This window comes from Planococcus maitriensis, from assembly GCF_003289925.1.
GTDB classification, from domain to species: Bacteria; Bacillota; Bacilli; order Bacillales_A; family Planococcaceae; genus Planococcus; species Planococcus maitriensis.
Window position 1 is genome coordinate 669,499 of sequence record NZ_QLZQ01000001.1, and the last position, 15,400, is coordinate 684,898.

Consider the following 15,400-nt stretch of genomic DNA (forward strand, 5'->3'; position numbering starts at 1 on the left):
TTTCAATGGGAATTCAAATTACTGGGAATAAAGGGGAAAAGGTTGCCAGCCTGCAGTATGTTCGGAAATGCTTTTTCGAGAAGGTGTGACACGTCCAAGCAGAACCGGCTAAAAGGCGGCAAATTCATTGCCTGTGCAATAAGACCTTGCTATTGCATGACAATATTCTTAGAATAAAGGTATAAGTTGTAAATGGAGAGGGTGCGTGGGATGAAGTTAAATATGGAGCAGCGGCGCATAGTGGAATTGGAGCCGGGCGGGCCGATGTTGGTGAAAGGCGTGGCCGGATCGGGCAAGACGACGGTGGCGATTCGGCGGATCCATTTCTTGATGGACCACTACTGCCACGAGGAAGATGACCGGATTTTATTGGTGACGTATAACAAGACCTTGCTTAATTACATAAAATTTCAATACGAGCGTCTGGCCGATGCGGCTGCTGGCGAGGCGGAGCGGCTGTTTGCGTCGAATGCGGAAGTGAAGATCGCGACGATCGATTCGCTGATGTACGGGCAGTTCAAGAAATACTTGCAGCGTTCCAATCGCAAGCTGGCGGTTGCGCCAAAGGAAAAAGAATGGTCCATCCTGTTAAAGGCGCTCCATGAAGCGAAAAAGTCCTATCCGGATGTGAAGCTGTTGACGCCGAAAAACCAGAAGTTCCTGAAAGAAGAGGCAGAGTGGATTACGGCATGTTCGATGACCGATGTCGAGACCTATCAAGCTGCGGACCGGATCGGGCGTGCTTCCGGCAATAGCGGTACGCCGCAGAAACTGCTCAAGAATTCTCCGACGCGCGAGGCGATTTTCGAAATGGCCCGCCTGTACCGTGAATTTCTTGAAAATGAAGGCTATGTGTCGTTCAAGCAATTAAATGAATTGGCACTCGCCGAAGTGAGGCGAGCGCGCGGCGGCCAGTATACCCACATCATCATCGACGAAAGCCAGGATTTGACGCGCGTGCAGCTGGAGTTCTTGAAGGAATTGTACAAAGAGAAAGACCATTCGTCCTTGATGTTCGTAGCGGACAATACACAAAGCATCTATCCGGATTCCTGGCTCGGCAAAGGGCGGCCGTACACGACGATCGGCTTTGACATGAGCGGGAAATCCCGTGCCTTGAGCAAGAACTACCGGACGACGACGGAAATTTCGCAAGCCGCATTCGATTTGATCGAAGCGGATGAAGCGATCCAATCGAACGTCGATTTCGTCAAGCCGGCGCTCATCGACCGGCACGGCCATCCGCCGATTTACCAATTCTTCCGGCAACCCGAACAGCAAGCGGCTTTTCTGGCACGGGAGATCGAACGGCTGCGCGGCGATTACCGCTTGTCGGAAATGTGCGTCGTCGCCAAGAGCAAACGCTCGGTCGATAGTGCCGCCGCTGATTTAGCGAGCCTCGGGATTCCTTGTGAAGTTTTGCAGGGCAATAATCCGAACTTCGAATCGGATAAAGTGAAGCTCGTGACGATGCATTCGATCAAAGGCTTGGAATTCAAGGTCATTTTCCTCATCGACTTGAACGAGGGCGTCATTCCGATGGAGCTTTACGACGACCCGGAAGACCAGCAGACGGTCGATTCCGACGAGCGCAAGCTGTTGTATGTCGGCATGACGCGCGCGAATGAACTGTTGTATATGTCATCGGTGAAAAAGCCGTCGAAATTCATCAAGGAAATCGACCGCAAGCATTTGCGCATGCGAAAAGATGCATCGCTGCGCCCATTCGAGTCCATCAGCATGACCGAGTACCGGTTGGCCGATCAATTGGTCGACTTGCATTCCAAAGAGGAATTGACCCGCCAATGGCTCATCCGTGAACTTCACGAAACTTACGGCTATCCGTACGAACTCATGCAGCTCGAATACCCGGTCCAGCAATTTTCGAAAAAAGGCTATTGCGATATCGCCGTGGAAATCCATGCAGACGGCGAAGCGCGGCCGTACATCATCGCTGAAGTGAAGCGTTTCGGCACGGGCATCGAGGACGCGGTGAATCAGCTGAAGAGTTATTTGGAAGCGGACGGGAAGGCGTTCTACGGCATCGCAACGGACGGCTTGTCGGTGAAAATCATCGACCGGCAAGGCGAAGAAGTGCAGGACTTGCCGAAATGCCAGCCGCGCTTCTTGCCGGATACGAAGCAGTGCAGCCTGTACAAAAACTTGAAGAACGGGCGCGATTACGAATACGCCCAGGAACCCGGCGCGGACATCGAAGTGCGTGAAGCGGGTGAAGACGTGTTGATCCAAGTGCACGAATTGGTGGAAGTGCCGCTCATCGGAAACGTCGCGGCAGGCATCCCTGCGCTTGCCGCCGAGAGTTACGAGACGGCACATACCTTGCCGCGCGACTGGCTTGTCTCCCCGAAAGACAGCTTCTTGCTGACGGTGACAGGCGACAGCATGATTGGTGCCGGCATCGACAAAGGCGATATGGTCGTCGTCCACCAGCAGAATACCGCCTCGAACGGCGACATCGTCATTGCGGTCATCGACGGCGAAGCGACGATGAAAAAATACATGCCGATGGGCAGCGAGATCCTGCTCGTCGCGGAAAATCCCGAATTCGAACCGATCATGATGCGCAGCGAAGACGTCTATATCAACGGGCGGGTCATTGGGGTATTGAAGAAATAGCGATGGCCTCCTTCATTTTCCTATAACAGCCAGTTCCATTGAGTGAAACCAACAAGCCCCACGAATCCGCAGTGGTTTCGTGGGGCTTGTTTTGGTTTAACTGCCGGATGGCAGGCTCCAATAGATTTTCGTGTGTTTATTGCAGTAAAAGCCTTCCAGGCCGCTCAAACGGACCAATTGCTCCACTGTCTCTTTATCGGAACATAGGAAGGAAAAATGGCTGTCCCAATGCGTGGTGATTAAAATCCCGTTATCGTGTGTAAATAAGTTTTTGCCTTGGTCAAGCATATCATTGTCGCGGATCAACTCATCGATATACACTAACTTTCTTTCGGTACAGAATTCATCCCCGAACCAAAGCCACTCATGGCCCAGTGTTTTGAAGGCCTCAAGCAGATCGTTCATGATTATGTCGGGAAAACTTCCCTCACTCGGCGCTGACATCCCGTTTTTCATGCAAGTCTCGTGGATTAACTCAGCTGTCCGTGCATCCTGATATTCTTCTTTTAACCCCGAGATGCTTGTCCTTAAGCCGATATCCAATTGCTTGTAATCGTCTATCCCAGCTAGCGTCAAAAACTGCTTCCACGCAACGGATTCACAATTTTTCCGGATTTCATTTCTGCTGGTATCGGCAGCTGGATCGAATAAATCATAAGCGCTTGACTTTGGCTTGATAAAGGGATGGAAGAACACGAACACTTCTTCAAATATGCCTTGATAGAATTCCTTGACCGCCATGCCCTCCGGAGCACAAACGGCATATCGGTGAGGTGCAGGCAATACTCTTGTATGTTCCATCAATCACACCTCCTTGAGAATTTTTTAACTTCAGTTACAGCTCGTGTATGATGGAATGAATAGCCAATCGGCTCAACGGGTCTTTTCATCAAGCTTCACATCAGGGCAACGTTTCTTCAGTTCTGCTAAAAATGCCTCCTGGTTTTCCGGAGAGATTTTCACCGTCCCGAACATCGTCGTGTTATTGATGAGTTCGAGCGCATCCCGAGACGACAACAGCCGGTAGCCGGTGAAAATGTCGCGTGTCGGGGCGACTTTCAAGATGCTTCCGTACGGGATGCGGCTTCTGAAAGGGCCGGCTTTCACGAGCAGATGTTGTTCCAGAAAGACGTATCGGATGTCGAAAGTGACCCATAGGATGAGCGCCGCAGTCACAAGGAATGTGGTTGTGACGATCACGACAGCCGAGAACGGTGCATCATCGAATAAAAGCGGAAGAAATGACACTGCAGCGATGAACAGGATGGCCGCCAGGATGAAACGGAGAAAGGACGAGTCGATTTTTGAATGGAAAGTCATGTATGCTCACCTCTATGTATCTTTACGGATGAAAGCGCTGAAAGCTTCATTTTAGACGCATTTTTAAATGCAATTTTATAAACATCCGGCAAGTAATGAAGCTTGGGCTTAGAAATAAAAAGGGGGAGAGCATATGCTAAAAAAAAACGTGAAAATAGCCTTGGCAGTCGTTCTCTTTTTCTCGATCAAGGACCTTCTTTCGGGCGGAGAAATCCAATGGGCCAGCACCTTGGTGTTCGGGATTATCATATTCCTTTTATATTTCTTATGGGATTGGGCGAAAGAGCCTTACGATTGGAGTAAACATAAACGATAAGCAGCCACACTTCACCCATTTTCAACTCATTCACCACCAAACGGCTCCCATTAACAAGAAAATTGTTTAAGCGTCCCCTGTTTGGTCTATAGGAATAACTGAGGCAATTCCAAACGAGACCAATTGAAGGAGGAATTTTGATGAGCATGCAGAAAATCGAACAACATGATTTGGTGCGCGACGAGTACGGCAATTACTATAAAGTGGTCGGCTTACATAAAGACGAAGACACGCTGAAGGCGATCGAGATCTCCAATTTGTACTTCGAGACTTCTTTCCAATACGGAGCGTCGCAGATCACGGATCCTGATAAACCTGTCGGCGTCTTCCTGCAGGAGAAGCTCAACGAATTCGTCGCGGGCGTCGAAAGCCGCGAACGCCCGGTCTATGGCATCAAAGATCTGATGGTCAATAAAATCGAAGTGTATGCGGTCGATATCACGCAGCCCCATCCGAAACGCGAAGAAACGGTATGACTTAACTTGCGCCCTGACTGGATTCCATCAATCCGGACGGGGCGTTTTCTCGTTTTTTTAACATTTCCTTAACCTTCTGTCATTAGGCTGAAAGAAGACAGCCAGGAGAAGAGGGGGACGCACATGAAACAGGTCAAGATCGGGATAGGCATCGCCTTGCTCGCAGCGGCGGGCGGGGCGGGCATCTTAACGCACGGAGCGCTCGCTGCAGAAACGGAATACCGGGAACTGGTCAAGTTGCCGGACGGGGTCAAGGCGGGCGAGCTATCGGTTGTGGATGACCAGGTCATCGCAGTGCTCGAAAACCAGCTGGGGGCGCAAGCGATCGTCAGCTACGGCGGTGACGGCAAGGAATTATGGCGCAAAGAGCTTGAGTCCGCCCATTATGCGGTCGGCGATCAGGCTTTTGTCGTGATTTCCGGAAATGAAGTGGCGGTGCATGATTTGTCGGACGGCAAGGAAACCGGAACCTTTCCGCTTTCGGAAGGCTTTCGCATGAGCGGTTCGGGAGCGGATGTCGCGCTCGAGTCCGGTCACGTGATCATCACCGGCAACCTGGGCGCGCGGTTGCTCGTGCATAAGCTCGACGGCACGCCGGTCGTGGATGTGACGGGCGGTGATTTGCGGCAAGCCGCCATTTCAAGCGGCCATTTAATGTATTTTGATGGTTCGGTGCTCCACGGCCGGTTGCTGTCAGGCGGCAAAGAATGGCAGTCGCCCCATGTGCTGGAGCCGTATGCGGTGAAAGATGGCATCATCTACTATATTAAAGCGCCGAACGAAGAAGTCGAAGTGCCGACTTTGATCGCACGCTCGCTTGACGATGGAAAAGTCGAGTATGAGAAAGCCTTGCCTGCGACGCAAGATGTGCGGCTGGCGGGGACCGATGAGGACGGGGCGATCGTGGAATTTGCGGATTCGGGTGAATGGGCGTTCCTGGACGCCAAAGGAGGCGAGCGCTTGCGCAAGCCGATCCGCTCGGCTTCATTCCGCGCGCTGGAAAACCGTTACCGCCCGGTCGTCACCGAATCCGCACTGAGCCATCAGCAACAAAGCGATCACCGCTTGCTGTTGCTCCAGGAACAGGGAACGAGCGCGTTCGGCAATCCGTATCATCTCGGCGCCTTGCAAGTAATGGCGCCAAGCGGCGGGTTCACTAAAGTGCTGGAGCATTCCGTCGAAGCGGCGGCATTGTCACCCTCCGGCGGCGCAGCGGTACTGGGCGGCGGGACATTGAAGTTCTACGATGCAAAAGGCAATCAAGTGGCGCAGGAGAGCGTCCCGCAAGGCAGTGAACTTCTCGCTTCCGCTGGCGGCACGATGTATGTCTACGGCGGCAGCGGCATTGCGGCGTACAGCGGGGAACCCGACCCGAAAGCGCCAGCCGTGACCAAAATCAGTGGTGAGGATGGTTACGAGACGGCGGCTTTATTGTCGGAGGCGGTATGGGATTCGGCTGAGACGGTCGTGCTTGCGACAGGTGAAGGCTTCGCGGATGCATTATCCGGTGCGCCACTCGCCTATCAGGAAGGCGGGCCTTTGTTGTTCACGGAAAAAAATGAGCTGAACGCGTCTACTAAAGCGGAAATCGAGCGCCTCGGGGCCACGAACGCCATCATCCTCGGCAGCGAACCGGTCATTTCCGATGCGCAGCTGGAGGAATTGGCCAGGATGGGCGTTGAGCCCGAACGTATCGGCGGCGGCAACCGCTATGAAACGGCGGCGCTGGTTTCCGAGCGCATCGAGTCGGACGGCGTGGTCGTTGCGGACGGTGCGACCTTCAAGGATGTTTCACTGGCATCCGTATTCGCAGCGCAACACCAATATCCGATCTTGTTGTCAAAAGGAAACCGGATGCCGCGCGAGACAACCGAAGCGATGGCAGGGCGCAGCGATATCGTGCTGGCCGCTGACCGCTTGTCGATCGAAGCGCGCACGAAAGAGGAAGATGCAGAGCGGCGGGTGGCCGTTTTGGCGCCTGCATCGAATTTCACCGATGCCTTATCGGGGGCCAACGCAGCCGCAAGGCGCAACGCTTCTTTGTATTTGATTGGCGATGGCGGCTTGACGAAAGAACTGAAAGAGCAGCTTGAGCGGTATGAATCGTTTTTGGTCGTCGATTCGGGCGACCTGATCGATGAAGGGATGGTCCGTTCACTCGAAGCGCTTGTCGATTGAGCGCCTTAGGGTATAATTGAAGAACGACAAGAAAGAAAAGGATTTGGCAGGATGAAAAAGCAATTGCTGGCTTGGCTATGGCCGGCCTTATGGATGGTTCTTATCTTTTCTTTATCGCATCAGCCAGCCGGGGTTTCCGGGGGCATCAGTTCGGAAATCGTCCGGCAAGTGTTCGAGTCGATCGCATCGTTCGTCCCGGTAGCGTTCGATACGCTCCATACACTGTTCCGTAAAAGCGCACATTTCTTCGCCTATCTCGTGCTTGGGCTGCTATTCGCGAGGGCACTCCGAAAAAGCAGTGTGGCCCTGCAGCGTGCGGTTTTTATGGCATTCGCCTTGAGCGTGCTGTATGCGGCGTCCGATGAATTCCACCAATTGTTCATCCCGGGGCGCAGCGGGGAATTGCGCGATGTCTTGATCGACAGTGCAGGGGCGGCGACAGGCTTGATGGCCTATTGGCTCTTCGCATCGTTCAAATGGCAACAAAACAAAAAGGCCGAAACCAGTTGGTGAATGGCCTTTTTTGTTTTGTGGAAACCCGGTGTTTTTGAACGCGTACAACGGGAATAGGACAAGCAGGAGGTGGATATCGATGAAAGATAAAGATAAGCTGAAAGACAAGGAAGAGAAGCTGGCGGTGAGCACGGAATACCGCGAGAACTTAAAGCAGACGATCCACGTTTTGCAGGAACAGGTGGAGATCACCGAACAGTTCGAAGACGATAAAGACGTCGACGCCATGAAAGGCAAGCTCGGCGATCTCGTGAGAAAGCACGAGGAGCTCGACGAACAATCGCACCGCCTGTCGAAATTATTATTGGATATGTAAGGAATGTGCCGCAGCGCCAATTGAAGGCGATTGCGGTATTTTTGTGCCATTAACTAAGCGAAAGTCCTTATATTTTTATATTATTTTCTAAATCCATGTACCAAAAGATATTTCCTGCTAAACTTAGGAGACTGACTGGAGCGGGGTGGATGGATGGAAGCGTACTTCTTTTATTTCCTTGAAAATATGGCATTGATCATTGCGATGATGTATCTCGGCTTGAAAGCCCGGGAATACCTCGTGCTGAAACTGGCGGAGTCGAAAAAAGCGCCGCTGTTGAACGGCTTGCTGACGGGCTTTTTGGCGTTCGCCATCATGTATAACCCGCTGCTTCACGAAGGCATGCGCATCGACCTCCGCGAAGCACCGCTTTATTTCATCGCGTTTGTCGGCGGCTGGCTGCCTGGCGCCATCGCCATCGTTATTCCGTTTGTCTACAGGATGGTGATGGAAGGGCCGACTGTATGGCTCGGCATCATGCAGGCAATCTTTTTGCCGGTGCTCATCGGCAGCCTGTTCCATGACTGGAAAAACTACCGGCCGCCTTATGCAATGGCCAATATCAAACGCATGATGATCGGCTTTGCGGTATATGAAATCATCAAATCGATCTGGATGGTGTGGTCGACGCCTGCGACTGCGGGGATGGCGCTCATGATGGCCTTGATGGCCATGATCGGCGTATTGGCGCTGGGCTTGATCCTCAACGATACGCATCGCCACATCATCCGCTGGAAAACGCTTGAACACGATTCGACCCATGACTTGTTGACGGGCTTGCCGAATCTCCGTTTTTTCCATGAAAAGGCCCGCCAATTGAAGTACCGGGGGGTCCCGATGGCGATTGTCATGATGGATGTCGATCATTTCAAGAACTACAACGATACGCATGGCCATCCGGCAGGAGACGGCGTGCTCCGGTCGATCGGCCAATTGATGGAAGAATCGACCCGGCCGGGGGATATCATCGCCCGCTACGGCGGGGAAGAATTCATCCTGTGCTACACGGGTGTAGCCACTGAACAACAGGCCTACGAACTGGCCGATGCCTTGCGGGAACGAATCGCAAACCATCCGTTCTATGGTGCCGATAAACAGCCGGGCGGGCGCTTGACCGTGTCGCTAGGCGTTGCCATTTCCGAAACGGAACAGCCGCTCGACGAATTGATCGAACAGGCTGACCGCGCGCTTTACCAATCGAAAAAATCGGGACGCAACCAAGTGACGGTTGCATCAAGCAAAGCGAGCGCCAAAAAAGAAGACGGATACCGGGTGAATGCATGACGGAAGCGCAGGGCTATTGAATAGCTCCTGCGCTTTTATGTTTGGATATACGCCGACTCCCTGATGGAAGTGCTTCAAAATAATAGAAGCGGGTAAAGCTAAATTAAGAAGCAAGGACGGGGAGGTAGTGGATATGTATTTGGATATTGCAGGGAAACTGTTTTTTGGGTTTATTGCATTGATGGTCATGGCGAGACTGCTCGGAAAAAAAGAGTTGGCTCAACTCACCCCTTTTGATTTCATTTATGCGATTGTCCTAGGCGGCATCGTGGAGGAAAGCATTTATGAAGACACGGCATCTTGGCGCCATGTTTGGTTTGCGGTGGCGGTATGGGGATTGCTTCATTACGTGACAGGAAAGGCAACGCTGAAATCCGACCGCTTGAGGGTGTGGTTGAAAGGTGAATCTTCCATTTTGATTAAAGACGGTAAATTTAACGTAGGGGAGCTGAACCGCAACCGGTTGGAAATGGAGCAATTGCGTATAATGCTGAGGCAGCAAGGCATTTTTTCATTCAGGGAGGTCAAGGATTTGTATCTCGAGCCGGGTGGGGAGATTTCGCTTCAAAAATACGCAGCACAAGATCAAGTCACGCCTGAGATGCTCGATCTGAAACCGAAGGATAAAGCCTTGAATTTTTTATTCATCGATGAAGGGGAAGTCAATGAAGGTATCTTGAATTATCTTGGAAAAGACTTGAAATGGTTGAAGGATGAACTCCATTCGCAGGGAGTCGATGATATCGAAGAAGTTTTATATGCTGAATGGGCGGAAGACGAAGGCTTATATATCCAAAGTTATGAAACGAATGAGCAAGGCAATGATGATATCGTCAAAGGAAATTAATCCTAATTGACAACCTGTTTGTTGTGTCCAATTGAAAAGACCCGGCTATTCCATAAATAACGGAATAGCCGGGTCTTTTCAGTTTTCAGCCCTTCGCCGATTTGTACTCGTTATACCAAGGGACAACGCTGTGGTCGACGTATTGGTGGAAGAACCATTCGCCTGCCGACAGCACCAATGCGCTGACGAGTGCAGGGGCGACCAGGGCGGCGAATTCGCCGGTCAAGAGCCAGCCAATCAGCAAGATGACGGCTAGTGCCATAATGAAATCGGTGAATGTCGCGATCGTGTTGCGGGTTGATTGGTTTTCCGGCTTCCCGGCATTCAGGAAAATGAGCAAATCGCCGATTGCATAGGACAAAGCCGTAAGCGCAAGGCTGATCATTAAGGTGTTCATGAAGCTGACATCAAATGCCCACGTCAAAACGGCCAACAAGACAAGGGTGATGATCACGAATTTCACAGCGAGTGCGATGAGATGTTTCACGGGACCCCTCCTCTTTCTTGAAATAATTTATAGGAATCTTTACCCGTTCCATTAAAAAGGTATGCGTAATTTCTTTGCGAAAGAAAGATGGACCGAAAAAACCAATAATTAATCAAAAAATGGAAATATGGATTTTTATTATGGTAAAATTATGAGAAAAAGAGAAAAGGGCGTTTTGTGATTGGAAAAAGTGAAAGCGGCCGGGAAATTTCTGCTCAGCCAATGGGATTATGCGTTGTTTGTATTATTGCTGTTAGGAAAGGTCTATTATTTTTCGAATGTCAGCGGCACGCTGTTTACGACACTCGGCCCGTTCGCGTATGCTAGGGAATTCGTTTCTTGGCTGTTCGGCGGTGACAATGAACGGATTTTTGAAGGGGTGCTAATGATCAGCGTTGGGACGCTCCTGCTTGGCACGTTTTGGCTATTGCTTCTGCACGGCCGGAAACGGCTGTTTTGGATGGCGGTCACCAATCTGGTGCTGAGTTTCATCATTTTGGCGGATACTTTGTACTTCCGTTATTTCGAAGATATCATTTCCGTGACGGTATTGATGCAGATGCGCCAAGTGGGCGATGTCGGCGAAAGTATTTTCGCTTTATTCCGCTTGAGCGATGCGCTGCTATTGGTGGATGTCCTGCTGATGGCAATTCTATGGCTGGTTATCAGCCGGAAAAAAGCGGCTGTCCGGAAACCATCCCGTTGGGCGAAAGTCGGGACGGCACTATTGGTGCTCGTGCTCGGCTGGCAACTGACGGCGGTGCCGTTCAATAAATCGATGGAAAACGGCGGCGCCTGGCAGTTCAATAAATTGATCTCGAATATGCGGGTGTATAATTTCACCGGTTTGCTTGGATTCCACAGCGCCAATATCACGCGTTATATCGACGATAATTTCATCAACCGCAAAGTCTATAGTGAGGATGAGATCTCAGCGAGCCAGGATTGGTTCGACGGGCGCAATGCCGAGCGGCTGTCTGGCCCTTATTCGGGTGCGGCAGAAGGCAAGAATGTCGTTGTCCTGCAAGTGGAGGCGCTGCAGAATTTTGTCTTGAACCGTGACGTCAACGGGGAGGAAATCACGCCGAACCTGAACCGCTTGGCCAGGGAAAACCTGTATTTCCCGAACTTCTACGAACAGACGGCGCTCGGCCGGACTTCGGATGCCGAGTTCCTGTTGAATACCTCCTTGTATCCGACAGCTGAAGGTTCCGCCTATATGCTGCATGCCGAAAATACATTCGATGCGCTTCCGGGCATTTTAAAAGAGCAAGGTTACGGGACCAGTGTGTTCCATCCGTACAAAGCAAGTTTCTGGAACCGTTACATCATCTATCCGCAGCTCGGCATCGACCGGTTCTATTCGGATGATGATTTCGAGGAAGCGGAAGTGATCGGCTGGGCCATCAACGATGAAGCGATGCTCGAGCAATCGCTCGAGGAGATGGCAACATTCGCGGAACCGTTCTATTCGCATATCGTCACCTTGACGAGCCATCACCCGTTCGAGATGCCGGAGGATTTGCAATTGCTCAACACGGAAGGCTATGGCGGCTATCACGATCGCCACTTCAAGAATTATTTGCAATCGATCCATTATGTCGACCAGGCAATCGGCAAGTTTGTCGACGGCTTGGAACAAAAAGGCATGCTCGATGACACGATGCTGGTCATTTACGGCGACCATAGTACAGGGATGACCGATAACACAAAAGCGTTCATCGAATTCACCGAAGCGAATGACCCGCTTACTTATTTCGAAATGAATAAAAACGTGCCGCTCATTGTCCATATCCCGGGAGCGGAGCCGAAAACCTTCAGCCAAGTGGCAAGCCAGCTTGACCTTGCACCGAGCTTGCTCGATGTGCTCGGCGGCGACCCAGCACAGCATCATTTCATCGGCCGCAATATGTGGGATGCAGAAGGCGGGCGCGCGACGTTCCGTGATGGCTCGTTCATCACGGGCGAACTGAGCTTTATCGCATCATCCGATGGGGTCTTCAGCAACGGGAGCTGCTTCTGGCGCATGACAGGTGAAGAATTGGGAGTCGAGGCGTGTGAAGAACCGTTCAAGGAAGGCTCGAAAGAACTTCAAATCTCGGACGACGTCCTGCGCGGCAACTTGATCAAGAAATTCGAGCGTTGACCATAAGCAAAATTCACCAACTCACCGGACAGGAGCGGTACACTAGATGTGTTGAATCCATTCGAGAAAGGGAGTTTTTGCATGAAGTATAATTTTGATGAAACGGTCGAACGCCGCAATACCTATTCACTGAAATGGGACGGCGCGGAACTGATCAAGCAATTCGGCATCACCGACCGCTACGACGAAGACACGATCCCGCTGTTTACAGCGGACATGGACTTGCCGGTCGCACAGCCGATCGTCGATGCGCTCCATCAAACGGTCGACCACCGCATCTTCGGCTATACGATTTTGCCGGATGCCTATTTCGGGGCGATCCAGCAGTACTTCCAAAAACGTTACGACTGGGCGATCGACAAAGAACAGATCGTTTTCAGCCCGGGAACGGTGCACGCCTTGAATATCGCCGTAAAAGCATTGACCGAAGAAGGCGACGGCGTCATCATCCAGCGCCCGGTCTATCCGCCGTTCACCTCCGCTGTCGAAGGCAATGGGCGCGTCGTGAAAAACAATGCGCTCGTGCAGGATGAAGATGGCCGTTACACGATCAACTTCGAGGAATTCGAGGAACTCGCAAAAGACGAGAAGACGAAGCTGTTCATCCACTGCCATCCTCATAATCCAACGGGGCGCGTGTTCACGCCGGAAGAATCGAACAAGCTCGCGGACATCTGCAAGCGCCATGATGTGACGATCATCGCCGATGAAATCCATGGCGACTTGGTGCGCAGCGGCGAAACGTTCACGCCGATGGTACTCGCAGCGGATGAAACGGGCCATATCATCACGTGCACGGCGATCAATAAAACCTTCAATGTTGCCGGGCTTCATTGCACGAACGTCATCATCGAAAACGAAAGCCTGCGCGAGAAATTCACCGCAGAGCTCGGCATGCAATTGCCGACGCCGTTCACGGTCGCGGCACTCATCGCTGCCTACACGGAAGGCGATGACTGGCTCGAACAAGTGAACGAATATCTCGACGGCACGCTCGAATGGGTGAAAGAGTTCCTTGAGGAGCGCATGCCGAAAGTGAAAGTGCGCATTCCGGAAGGCACTTACGTCATGTGGCTCGATTTCCGCGGATACGGAATTGACGATAAGGAAATCCATGACCGCATCTACAATAAAGCGAACGTCATTTTGGAAGACGGCACGATGTTCGGGGAAGAAGGCGCCGGGTTCCAGCGCATCTGCATCCCATCGCCGCGCCCGCTCATCCAGGAAGCGATGGAACGGATCGCCAAGGAATTCGATGATTTGAACTAAGGTTTCCGCCCCTCTCTTTCAGGGAAACCTAAAGGCAGACGGAAAATGAAAGGATGTGCTCTTGTGGCATTGAAAGCAGTATTCCTCAATTGTTCCTTGAAGAGTTCAGAAGAAGAATCCAACACGGACGTGTTCATCAAAGACGTCCAGGCACATTATGAAAAACTCGGCGTCGAATCCGAAGTCATCCGGCTGGCCGATTATTACATCGCCTTCGGTGTCGAAGAAGACATGGAAGATGGCGACGAGTGGCCGGAAATCCTGGAATTGGTGAAAGACGCCGATATCCTGATCCTCGGGACACCTATCTGGCTCGGCGAAAAAAGTTCGATCGCGACGCAAGCCATTGAGCGCCTGTATGGCTCGAGCAGCGTGACGAATGATAAAGGCCAGGCAATTTTCTATAATAAAGTCGGCGGTGCGGTCATCACCGGCAATGAAGACGGCGCGAAGCATTCAGCGGCGTCCATCCTGTACAGCTTGTCGCATATCGGCTTTGCCATCCCGCCGAATGTGGATGCGTATTGGGTCGGGGAAGCAGGGCCGGGGCCGTCGTACGGCGAGACCGGCGGCAACGACTTCTCGAAAGCCGCGATCCAGCGCTTGGCCTATAATACGTACCATCTGGCGAATATGCTGAAGGAGCACCCGATCCCGGCAGAAGGCAATACCTTGTAAGGCAGAACCCCTTTCTCTTTGTGGAGAAAGGGGTTTTTGTCAAAAACGATATGGTTTGGGAGTCCGCTCCTGGCGGATGCTTGCCGGGAGGCGCCGAGCCAATGTGCCGCAAAGAGCGCGCCACATTTGTCTGGCCAGTCCCACGCAGTCCCCCAGGCGTCACCGCCATCCGCTTCATCTCCAGTTTTAGGGAAGAAAATAAATTCAACATCACCAATAACCCATGTTCAGTAAATTAATATAAGTTAAATCTGAAATCTTTGTAGGACGGATTCTCTTTTTCTTTGTGGAGAAAGGGGATTTTGTCCTGGCATCAGAAAAAACTTAAGTTCAGAGAGCTGAATATACGTGGAGGAGACTTCGTTTCAGGGCACGCTTTCTGAGGGGCGGGAATCGAGCCTCTTCGGTGTGCGATACTTTTGCTGCGAGCAAGATCGCAAATGAATATACTCAGCACTGCTCCGTATATTCATCCCCTGCGGGGTCTCTCAAACCCGCTGATCCCTCCAGAGTCGGCCCTTGCACTGCGTCTCTAGTTTTAGAGAAGAAAAGCAATTCATCAGCCTTTATAGTCAATGTGTATATAAAGATCAGCCAAGATCTGAAACATAATGGATTTTTTAAGGGGGAGAGTCTATGAAGACGATTGCGGGTTTTGTTGTTTTGATGGGAATCGTTCTGTTTTTCGCGGATGCGGAAGTGCTGGCGCCTTTGGATGGGCTTGCGGTTTATTTCGTTGTCAGCGGCTTGCTGGTGCTAACCATTGCCCAGCTGGCGGGGAGTCGTGAGAAGCATTGGCTGTGCCGGATCGGGTTCCATGATTTCGAGCGCCAGGAACGGGTCGAAGAGCTTCCGGCCATGCGCTGGTATCGCTGCAAGCGCTGTGGCAAGGAGAAGCATGCGGCGTCGATCGTCTGATCCATGTATAGA

Annotated in this window: 15 protein-coding genes; 12 read left to right on the plus strand and 3 right to left on the minus strand. The window is 51.7% G+C overall.

Going from position 1 to position 15,400, the window contains the following annotated elements:
- Positions 1–210: 210 nt before the first annotated feature.
- Positions 211–2,637, plus strand: a complete 2,427-nt coding sequence (gene lexA / locus DP119_RS03220) for a transcriptional repressor LexA (RefSeq protein WP_112230782.1) — start codon at positions 211–213, stop codon at positions 2,635–2,637.
- A gap of 96 nt (positions 2,638–2,733) precedes the next feature.
- Here lexA and DP119_RS03225 read toward each other — a convergent pair whose 3' ends face one another.
- Both DP119_RS03225 and DP119_RS03230 read right to left on the minus strand, forming a co-directional pair.
- Positions 2,734–3,438 (minus strand): DUF2711 family protein, encoded by a 705-nt coding sequence (locus tag DP119_RS03225; protein ID WP_112230784.1) that lies wholly within the window; start codon positions 3,436–3,438, stop codon positions 2,734–2,736.
- A gap of 72 nt (positions 3,439–3,510) precedes the next feature.
- Positions 3,511–3,957, minus strand: a complete 447-nt coding sequence (locus DP119_RS03230) for a PH domain-containing protein (protein WP_112230785.1) — start codon at positions 3,955–3,957, stop codon at positions 3,511–3,513.
- A gap of 133 nt (positions 3,958–4,090) precedes the next feature.
- Here DP119_RS03230 and DP119_RS03235 point away from each other — a divergent pair, with 133 nt between their 5' ends.
- From DP119_RS03235 to DP119_RS03265, 7 genes are all read left to right on the plus strand, one after another.
- Positions 4,091–4,273 (plus strand): hypothetical protein, encoded by a 183-nt coding sequence (locus DP119_RS03235; protein WP_112230787.1) that lies wholly within the window; start codon positions 4,091–4,093, stop codon positions 4,271–4,273.
- Positions 4,274–4,413: 140 nt separating this feature from the next.
- Positions 4,414–4,749, plus strand: a complete 336-nt coding sequence (locus tag DP119_RS03240; protein ID WP_112230789.1) for a hypothetical protein — start codon at positions 4,414–4,416, stop codon at positions 4,747–4,749.
- 123 nt (positions 4,750–4,872) lie between these two features.
- Positions 4,873–6,927 (plus strand): cell wall-binding repeat-containing protein, encoded by a 2,055-nt coding sequence (locus DP119_RS03245; protein WP_112230791.1) that lies wholly within the window; start codon positions 4,873–4,875, stop codon positions 6,925–6,927.
- 51 nt (positions 6,928–6,978) lie between these two features.
- Positions 6,979–7,440 (plus strand): VanZ family protein, encoded by a 462-nt coding sequence (locus tag DP119_RS03250; protein ID WP_112230793.1) that lies wholly within the window; start codon positions 6,979–6,981, stop codon positions 7,438–7,440.
- Positions 7,441–7,519: 79 nt separating this feature from the next.
- On the plus strand, positions 7,520–7,756 hold the full coding sequence (locus tag DP119_RS03255; protein ID WP_112230795.1) for a hypothetical protein: 237 nt from the start codon (positions 7,520–7,522) through the stop codon (positions 7,754–7,756).
- A 153-nt stretch (positions 7,757–7,909) separates the two neighbouring features.
- Entirely contained in the window at positions 7,910–9,040 is a 1,131-nt protein-coding gene (locus tag DP119_RS03260; RefSeq protein WP_112230797.1) for a GGDEF domain-containing protein, read from the plus strand.
- Between the two features lie 133 nt (positions 9,041–9,173).
- Positions 9,174–9,887 carry a DUF421 domain-containing protein gene (locus tag DP119_RS03265; protein WP_112230800.1) on the plus strand — a complete coding sequence of 238 codons (714 nt, stop codon included), beginning with the start codon at positions 9,174–9,176 and terminating at the stop codon, positions 9,885–9,887.
- 85 nt (positions 9,888–9,972) lie between these two features.
- Here the strand turns inward: DP119_RS03265 and DP119_RS03270 are convergent, their stop codons facing one another.
- Complete coding sequence (locus DP119_RS03270; protein ID WP_112230801.1) at positions 9,973–10,374, minus strand: DUF2512 family protein; 402 nt, start codon at positions 10,372–10,374, stop codon at positions 9,973–9,975.
- Positions 10,375–10,564: 190 nt separating this feature from the next.
- Between DP119_RS03270 and DP119_RS03275 the strand changes: the two genes are divergently transcribed.
- The 4 genes from DP119_RS03275 to DP119_RS03290 all read left to right on the plus strand — a co-directional run bounded on the left by DP119_RS03275 (position 10,565) and on the right by DP119_RS03290 (position 15,388).
- Complete coding sequence (locus DP119_RS03275) at positions 10,565–12,520, plus strand: LTA synthase family protein (RefSeq protein WP_240616378.1); 1,956 nt, start codon at positions 10,565–10,567, stop codon at positions 12,518–12,520.
- Between the two features lie 81 nt (positions 12,521–12,601).
- The gene (locus tag DP119_RS03280; RefSeq protein ID WP_112230805.1) at positions 12,602–13,792 is read left to right on the plus strand and encodes a MalY/PatB family protein; all 1,191 of its coding nucleotides are present in this window, start codon (positions 12,602–12,604) and stop codon (positions 13,790–13,792) included.
- A gap of 69 nt (positions 13,793–13,861) precedes the next feature.
- On the plus strand, positions 13,862–14,470 hold the full coding sequence (locus tag DP119_RS03285; RefSeq protein ID WP_146747862.1) for a flavodoxin family protein: 609 nt from the start codon (positions 13,862–13,864) through the stop codon (positions 14,468–14,470).
- A gap of 636 nt (positions 14,471–15,106) precedes the next feature.
- A complete protein-coding gene (locus DP119_RS03290) occupies positions 15,107–15,388 on the plus strand; it encodes a PHD finger domain-containing protein (protein WP_112230809.1) in 282 nt (93 codons plus the stop codon).
- Positions 15,389–15,400 lie beyond the last annotated feature (12 nt).